The sequence below is a fragment of the Flavobacterium sp. ACAM 123 genome, from assembly GCF_000264055.1.
Lineage (GTDB): Bacteria > Bacteroidota > Bacteroidia > Flavobacteriales > Flavobacteriaceae > Flavobacterium.
In genome coordinates, this window is record NZ_AJXL01000133.1 from 1 (window position 1) to 8,467 (window position 8,467).

Genomic DNA, 8,467 nt, shown 5'->3' on the forward strand with positions numbered 1-8,467 from the left:
CTTTTTTAACTTCTTTTCTATCACCATCGATGACCGTCAACAAGTAAATACCCGCTTGAATATGTTGCAGTTGAATATTTTTATTGAAGCTACCTTTATTTTCATAGTCTGTATCAAACAACTTCCTTCCCAGCAAATCGTGAACCATTACTTTTACCGAAGTGGAAGATTGACTGGTGAATTGAATCGTGAAACTCCCCTTATTAGGATTTGGATAGAGAGCAAAGTCGTTAATTTGAAAATCTCCTGCTGACAAAGTGTATGCTTTTGTACAAATCGTAATTGATGCGGAATTTAACGTCCCTGCGTCCCCTACATATGCATCTCGAATCTCAAAAATCCAATTTCCTGCAGGGTCTTGACCATTAAAAGCCGCTAAGGACTGAAAAGGAGCAACATTTTGCAACGTGGTTGTAGCACAAACAATATCTCCTCCCAGGTCATCATACTTCAATTCCAACGTACTATTTGTACTGTTACAACTTCTATCAAATAACTTCACCTTTGTACCTAATGGACTCGTTACTTGCATCTCGACATCTGATAAATAAGCATGGGTAAAATTCACATTAAAATCTACATCAGCAATTGAACCTCCCGTGGACGGTACGGAAATAGTTCTTGATGTATAAGCGATTTGTTCCGGAATCGCAAAAGGAGCTGCAAATGCATAAGTATTGCAAGAAGACGTAACTGAATATCCTATCGCAAAAGCGGTACTATTTACCGCGTAATAAATGTTACCCACAGGCTCTATTAAAATTCTGCAATTCTTAGCTTTAACATTGTTTGGAACCGTAATTACTTCAGCACCATCATTTGCAGTATTACCTGCCAGCAAGGTTGGAAAGGTTAGCCCCCCATCAATAGAAAGTTTTATATTTACAAGAGAAGAACCTGAAAGTGTATTTGCTCCATTAACTTCCCAGCTAATCGTCTTGCTTTGTCCCTGAAACCAACTTAGATTCTCTGTACTTTGAGACGTGACCACAAATGGACCCACCGTTCCACTCACATTTACAATCATTTCATCTGTATTAGTTTGGGCAGTTCCTTGTGCCGAATTGTCTCTTCCCGTCAATGTAAAATGAAGCGTCCTGGCAACTGTCGATACAGATTCCCATTTACTAGTCAATTTATTAGACAATACGTTACTATACAATGGCATATATCTTACAGGACTAACTGTAGGATATAAAGATCTAAACAAAGGTCCGTCAGGCTTTGTAGATACTGCCAAGCTATTTTCCTTATTAGCTGTTGTAGCCGCATCATTTTGCTCCCAAGTATATGTGATTGTATCTCCATTAGGATCTGACCCTGTTCCTTTTAATATAAATGCAGTCCCTTTAGGAATAGTATAATCTATACCGGCGTTTATTACAGGAGTACTGTTGTTAATAATCGTGGGTGTGGGACACGTTTTTGTTGCAAGATTAGTTTGAATTTGCAAAATACTGGCATACACAAAGTAATCATCGGAGCTAGCTTGCACATCATAATCATTGGTGATACCAGCATACCCCATAATCGTAGAACCACTTCCAGGTTCTACATTTACATTTACCGCCGTACTTTCAAGTTCATAAGAAAAAGTATGATTTGCACCTAGTTGATGTCCTAGTTCGTGGGCAACAAAATCAATGTCGAAGGTATCTCCTTGCGGCCTTCCATCTCCAGGAGAGCTAAAAGCACTTCCTTTCCCCAAAGGGACAGCCACCGTAGGGGACTCACACACACAACCACTGCATCCTGCGTTTCCTCCTCCGCCAGAAGCACCAAACAAATGACCAATGTCATAGCCGTCATTCGTAATAGTATTCGTTAAATTGGTCTGAAGTTCCTGACTCCAATCTCCACCTGCGCCTGCTGTAGCAGCTGAGTAAGGATCGCCACTAGCATTGGTATATATCACAAGATCATTATTAGCAATAAGAACCAATTTGACGGCCAAATCTTTATTAAATATACCATTCACTCTCGACATGGTAGCGTTCATAGCAGCAAGAGCACTTGCCTTAGTTCCGCCATGATAATCTGCATATTCAACAGTACAAGATAAAGCCAGTCGTAGAGTCTTAAAAACCTTGTTGTTTGCCGTTGTTTTAGCCGTCTTATTTAGCAATTGCTTGTTTAAAGTTACATCGTCCGTTTTACAAATAAATGGCAGGGTTCCTTTTTCCCGGTTCTTAGAAGAAAAGAGAACGTATAAAGAAGGGCTGTCTTGAAAAGATTCTATAAATTCTGATCCACTACCAGCTCTAAGAATCATAGTTTGCATTCCTGCTGGCGACAAACTAAAATTAAGCGAAGCGGTTGGATCCGTAACTCCTACTCCTGCGTAGGCTCTAATATCAGGATAATTATTTTGAAGTTCCGGTTCGAAATTAGAGGATTCCCACACTAAAAACTTTTCCAAAACACCATTTAAATTTGGAATGGTGATCTCGATAACACTCCTTTTTGAGGTCGTGTTTTGGGTTGCAAACAATGACTTTTTCAATCCAATCTCGTCTAATTGAAATAATAATTGTTGTTTTGCAGTAGATTTAGGACTGTTTTTTCCACTACTTGAAACCGAGCCTTGATCTACCCTTTTCCACAAAGATTCGTTTTGAGCCTGGATTGGTAAACACCACATCGCAATTAAGAAGAGGAGAACATTCTTTTTCATGGTTACTGCCTATTTGTGTTTCAAAATTAAAGAATTTAAATTTAAATTTTCGGATAATTCCTAAATTTTAGAATTTCAAAGAAAATCGGTCCTATTTACTACTGCATTTAATATAGATAGTATAAATTTGTAGTGCTATAAAACATTTGCTTTGAAGATTTTTCATTCTATAAAAGATTTCAGTACCACTAAGAAAACAATTCTCACACTGGGTACTTTTGACGGTGTCCACATAGGACATCAAAAAATTTTAGAAAAACTTATTGATAATACTATAAACGAAAAATACGAAAGTATGGTTCTCACTTTTTTTCCACATCCCCGAATGGTTCTACAGGAAAAATCAGAAATCAAGTTGCTAAACACCATCGAAGAAAAAATTCAACTATTGGAAACCATAGGGATTCAAAACCTTGTTATTCATCCTTTTGATGCACTTTTCTCCCAATTGACTGCTGAAGAATTTGTGCAAACAGTTCTGGTGGATCAATTTGACATCCACAAAATAATTATCGGTCATGACCATAGATTTGGAAGAAACCGTACGGCAAACATTGATGACCTTATTGGATTTGGAGAAAAATATGGATTTGAGGTCGAACAAATCTCTGTGCAAGAAATAAATGACCTTTCGGTTAGTTCGACTAAAATCAGAAAAGCTATTTTGGAAGGAAACATGCCCTTGGCAAATGAATATTTAGGGTATGACTATTTTTTATCTGGAATAATTTTCAAAGGAAAGCAACTCGGAAGAACCATTGGATTCCCCACCGCAAACTTAAAAATAAAAGAAGACTACAAATTGATTCCTCTTAATGGCGTTTATGTAGTGAAAAGTACCATCAATCAAAAAACCGTTTTTGGAATGATGAATATTGGGTTTAACCCTACTGTATCTGGAGAACAACTTTCCATAGAAATCCACTTTTTTGATTTTGATGCCGATTTATACGACCAAAAAATAACGGTTTCCATACTTACATACATGCGTCCTGAGCAAAAATTCGATTCCGTCGCTTTACTGACTGAACAATTAGAAAAAGATAAAAGTACAGCAATTAGGTATCTACACCAACTTTAGCTTTTATTAGAAAAATTTTAAGCTACTTCAAATATATTCCTATATTTTATGTAAATTTGAGAGTTAACCAACCTGTATTACAACATACTGCTTTTTAACTTTAAAAAATAAAATGCATGAAAATACCTAAAGAATTGTACAACGGAATTATTATTTGGATTGGAATTAGTATTTATTTCTTAGCTATGAAGGCTTTAGACCTTGCCGATTTATTCTATCTTAGAGCTCTCAACATTCTTTTTATTTACTACGGGGCAAATAGAATGTTAAAAAGTAATTACAAAGAAGGAAAAACTGAGCTTCCGGCTAATGCTATTTCTGCTCTTACCACGGCTCTTATTGGTGTTTTTATTAGTATTGCTGGATTAATATTATACAGCTACATGCAAGGTGGTGATAAATACATCGAATCACTTTCAGCTTCCTTTTTATTTGGCGGAGACCCAACTGTTGTAACCTACGGTGTTTCCTTACTCTTTGAAGGCATCGTATCTGCGGTAATCGTCACATACACTTTAATGCTATTTTGGAAAAAGCGTTATCCTTGCGATTAAATCAAAGATTTAAAGTAGCGCCAATCCGCTTTTCAAAACTATTGCATTGATTCTTTGGAACAATTTACCTACTTTTGGACCATCAAAAAATCGCATCTATGAGCATTACAAAACACAATTGGACGAAAGAAGAAATTATTGAAATATATAACAAACCGATGATGGATTTGCTTTATGAAGCAGCCTCAATCCATAGAGAGCATCATGATCCAAATGTGGTTCAGGTATCCACTTTATTATCTATTAAAACTGGTGGCTGCCCAGAAGATTGTGGTTATTGCCCGCAGGCAGCTAGGTATCATACTTCAGTCGAAGGGAATGATTTAATGTCTGTAAATCAAGTAAAAGCACAAGCTTTGCGAGCAAAAGAAAGCGGTTCCTCGCGTGTTTGTATGGGAGCAGCTTGGAGAAATGTAAAAGACGGTCCTGATTTTGATCAAGTATTGGAAATGGTTAGAACCATCAATAAACTGGAAATGGAAGTTTGTTGCACTCTTGGAATGATTACTGAAAATCAAGCCCATCGTCTAGCAGAAGCAGGTCTATATGCTTACAATCACAATTTAGACACCTCAGAAGAATATTATAAAGAAGTTATTTCAACTCGAGGATTTGAAGACCGCTTACAAACAATCGAGAATGTTCGTAAAACCAATGTTACAGTTTGCAGTGGTGGAATAATAGGAATGGGCGAAAGTATTGAGGACAGAGCCGGAATGTTAGTCGCTCTATCAACATTGAATCCTCAACCAGAATCAGTGCCTATTAACGCTTTGGTTCCTGTTGAAGGAACTCCGATGGAAGAAGAAAAACCAGTTGAAATATGGGAAATGATACGTATGGTTGCCACGTCTCGAATTATTATGCCTGAAACTCAGGTACGTTTATCCGCCGGACGGATGAACATGAGTCGCGAAGGTCAGGCGATGTGCTTTTTTGCTGGTGCAAATTCTATTTTTGCTGGGGACAAATTATTGACAACTCCAAACCCGGACGTAAATGAAGACATGAAAATGTTTGAAATGTTGGGTTTAAATCCACAAAAACCATTTACCAAAGTTTCTCAACCAGCAACTGTTGAGGCTGCAAATTCTCAATTTACTACTCTTGGAGAAAAGCCAAAATGGTCGAGACCAGGCCATACTATTGAGAAAAACCTTGAAGCATCAGGTAAAAGAAAATAAAAATAAAGACAATTATCTAAAACCATCTTATTCCCATAAGGTGGTTTTTTTATGCCAAATATAGTTTAAAAGCCTAGTAAATTAGCTTTTTCAACAGGTTCAATCCATTTTCCAACAAAACAGAAATTAGCACTACTTGGTGCCCTGATTGTACATTTGAAATAGAGAATTGAGTGCTGTTTAGATTGTTTTTTTGATAAAGTTTCTTACCTGCAACATCATAATTATAATCCTATCTATCAATAGTACCATCTGATTTTACTCTGCTTATACAAGAAAATAAAATACCATTAAAATAGAGCTAATCACCTCCTAAACCGAGCTTCCTATCAGGTTGTAATGCAACCTTATTCACATTACCATAAAACCGTCCTTTTTAAATCTTCAAGCAAGGATATTAAAAATCGCATTGAAAAGCTTTTGTAGGACAATATATTTCCCTGAAAATAAAAACACACTAAAAGCTAATTTTACCTTAATAATTTGTGGTTATTAAATATTTTGTCTTGACAAAAAAATACTTTTAATTGAGCAGTTAATGAGCGACCTCCTTTTAAAGGCGTCTATAACTATCGTATCACCCGCTTTTAGTGATTCCTGAAATGTTAATTTTTAAGTAGAATATAATTCTTTGTAAATGTATCTGCCTACGGTGATATTACGTCACATAAAACATAGAAATAAAGCCCATCATACAGTAACATAATAGGGCTTTTTAACAAAGTTGATATCAATATCTAGTAAATAATCTTCTTGTTAACTGTGCTTTGATTTTGCAATACCACTTTTATAATTAACACCTGATTACTGGACATTATCGTCTTAATGATTAATTCATTCTTCTCCACCTTTGATGCTGTATAAATTTGTCTACCTGATAAATCGTAAACAAACACTTTATCGATTTCATTTGTTGAGGAACTAATTTTTATCTCTTTATTTTTATTGGAAATTAGAACTGCTTCGCTTGCTTTTTTATAATCTCCCGTTCCCAACATTATAGTTGACGCTGCCGTTTTATTAGCATAACTCAAAACAAAACGCTCATTAAAAGTACCTACTTCAGTCGTGAAGACATAAGGCGCCTCGCTTAGATCTTGAATCTTACCTAATAATTTATCTTCTAAATTAATTTTCTTGTTAGAAAGAAAACCATCCGTTTTATCGATTGCTATTTTAAATTCTTCAACAATAGTAGATTTATATCCTAAAGGCACTACGTCATCTTGATCAAATGGCAAGGCTCTTCCCTCTATAGTAAGATTCCTATTCTGATTTATACTATAAAAATTAACAAATGAATTGGCATTAAAATTATTTCCATCATAAGTACTTTCATACCCATTAGTTGCTCCGGTTATATATCCAATTAAAATTTGTTTAAAGGCACCCCCAGAGTTGGTTAAGTTCAACCAGACTCTGTTTTTATCTAATTTACTGTTCGATGTTGTTTTGATCGCTTTTGAACCTACCACTTGTTTTAAAAATTGAGCATTATCCAAAACTCCTCCACTTGACGACAGCCTCATACTATTATTAAATATAGCGTTACCTCCCGTACTGCTCGCAGGAGCAAAAAAGCCCTGACCGGCAGCAATTGTACCTGTATTTAGTCCTCCTGTACCTCCTGTCAAGGTATAGGTGTCATAATCATCAGAGGTATATGCAAACTTACCAGATCCTGCCGTTCCATTAGTAATATTACTAGCTAATTGTATAGTAGATTTATGAGTCCAAAAGTATAAAGTCCCAGACAAAGAGTTTGACAAAGCAGTTGTATTTGTATTCGCGTTTATAAAGGCATCACCATCAATAGCCGAGGGATATGGATTTCCTATTAAATTATTTTTTCCTGGAGTTAAGTAAGCCTTTACAATACCATTGTTTGGTACTCCTTTAAAATTGGGAGTTAGAGTTATACTACCCGTATCAAACCAAGTTCCAGCACCACGCACAATGTAGCCTTTTCCAGTATCCATTGCTGTCCCTGCCGACGCATTTACCCATTTGTTCCCTAAGGCGTTGAAGGAGTAATATAGAGTACCCGATTGTATGTCTCCTAAAGCGGCCGTAGTGACTGGTGTAGACCAATATACATAATCCGTTTTTAAAATAGGTAGCGTAGACCTTCTATATGTTATCTTGCCTAAATTAAGATCAGCAGGAACATCTTTTATTTGCACTAGACTGGCTTTATCCTCGAATGTAAGTATACCATCACCCCTTACCTCAACTTGATTTACTATTCTCAAAGTTTTTCGTGATCTAATCGTTACAGTTTTACCGGCTTTCACGATACAGGAGCAGCCCTCTATTACGTCAACAAATTCTTCATAGGAGTCTTCAAAAACAATTTGTTGGTCTAAAGTTGGCGTTCCTGAACTCCACACTTTACCAGACCATCGGTTTACAGGCACATATGCATTACTAATAGTCGCAGTTAAACTTGAACTTGAGATGCAGGTTAAATTGTCAACTGTAAAGGTATAGTCCCCAGCAGCTAGTCCGTTTATAGTTGTTGTAGTTCCCGATCCATCAGTTGCAGATGATGTTCCTGAACGATACAGTTTCCACCCTCCTGAAGGAAGTCCACCTAAAGTTATACTTCCTGTGCTTACGGTGCATGTAGGCTGAGTGGTAGAATTAATGTTAGGGGCTGTTGGTAATGGGTTTACGGTAATTGTTATTGTAAAATGGGCCCCTGCGCAACTTCCTAAAGTTGGTGTCACAGTATAAGTTGCTGTTTGTGCTGAACTTGTTGGATTGGATAATGTTCCCGCTATACTTGAACCACTTCCAGATACGCCACCTGTCAAACCTCCCGTTACTGAGGGTGTAGTCCATGTGTAAGTTGTACCTGTTGGTACTACGCCATTGGTTGTGTTAAATGGGGTTGAAGTAAAGCCGACGCCACTACAAGCTGCATTGGTCATAGCTGTTATAGCTGGTTTTTGGATTCACCATTACTGCTAAT

The 8,467-nt window shown here is 36.8% G+C and carries 5 protein-coding genes and 1 pseudogene; 3 read left to right on the forward strand and 3 right to left on the reverse strand.

Translation table 11 applies throughout. The features are described from left to right. Positions 1–2,674: reprolysin-like metallopeptidase (locus A3SG_RS0116415; protein WP_016991095.1), on the reverse strand; the 2,674-nt coding region annotated here is incomplete at its 3' end. Between the two features lie 151 nt (positions 2,675–2,825). Between A3SG_RS0116415 and A3SG_RS0116420 the strand changes: the two genes are divergently transcribed. From A3SG_RS0116420 to bioB, 3 genes are all read left to right on the forward strand, one after another. Then, on the forward strand, positions 2,826–3,755 hold the full coding sequence (locus A3SG_RS0116420) for a bifunctional riboflavin kinase/FAD synthetase (protein WP_016991096.1): 930 nt from the start codon (positions 2,826–2,828) through the stop codon (positions 3,753–3,755). A 116-nt stretch (positions 3,756–3,871) separates the two neighbouring features. Further along, positions 3,872–4,309 (forward strand): hypothetical protein, encoded by a 438-nt coding sequence (locus tag A3SG_RS0116425; protein WP_016991097.1) that lies wholly within the window; start codon positions 3,872–3,874, stop codon positions 4,307–4,309. A gap of 98 nt (positions 4,310–4,407) precedes the next feature. Beyond that, on the forward strand, positions 4,408–5,493 hold the full coding sequence (bioB, locus tag A3SG_RS0116430) for a biotin synthase BioB (RefSeq protein ID WP_016991098.1): 1,086 nt from the start codon (positions 4,408–4,410) through the stop codon (positions 5,491–5,493). A 73-nt stretch (positions 5,494–5,566) separates the two neighbouring features. Here the strand turns inward: bioB and A3SG_RS23165 are convergent. Together A3SG_RS23165 and A3SG_RS0116435 are read right to left on the reverse strand one after the other, a co-directional pair. After that, positions 5,567–5,704, reverse strand: a pseudogene (locus tag A3SG_RS23165) (hypothetical protein); the annotation flags it as partial. A gap of 526 nt (positions 5,705–6,230) precedes the next feature. Further along, on the reverse strand, positions 6,231–8,426 hold the full coding sequence (locus tag A3SG_RS0116435) for a T9SS sorting signal type C domain-containing protein (protein ID WP_016991099.1): 2,196 nt from the start codon (positions 8,424–8,426) through the stop codon (positions 6,231–6,233). Between the last annotated feature and the right edge of the window lie 41 nt (positions 8,427–8,467).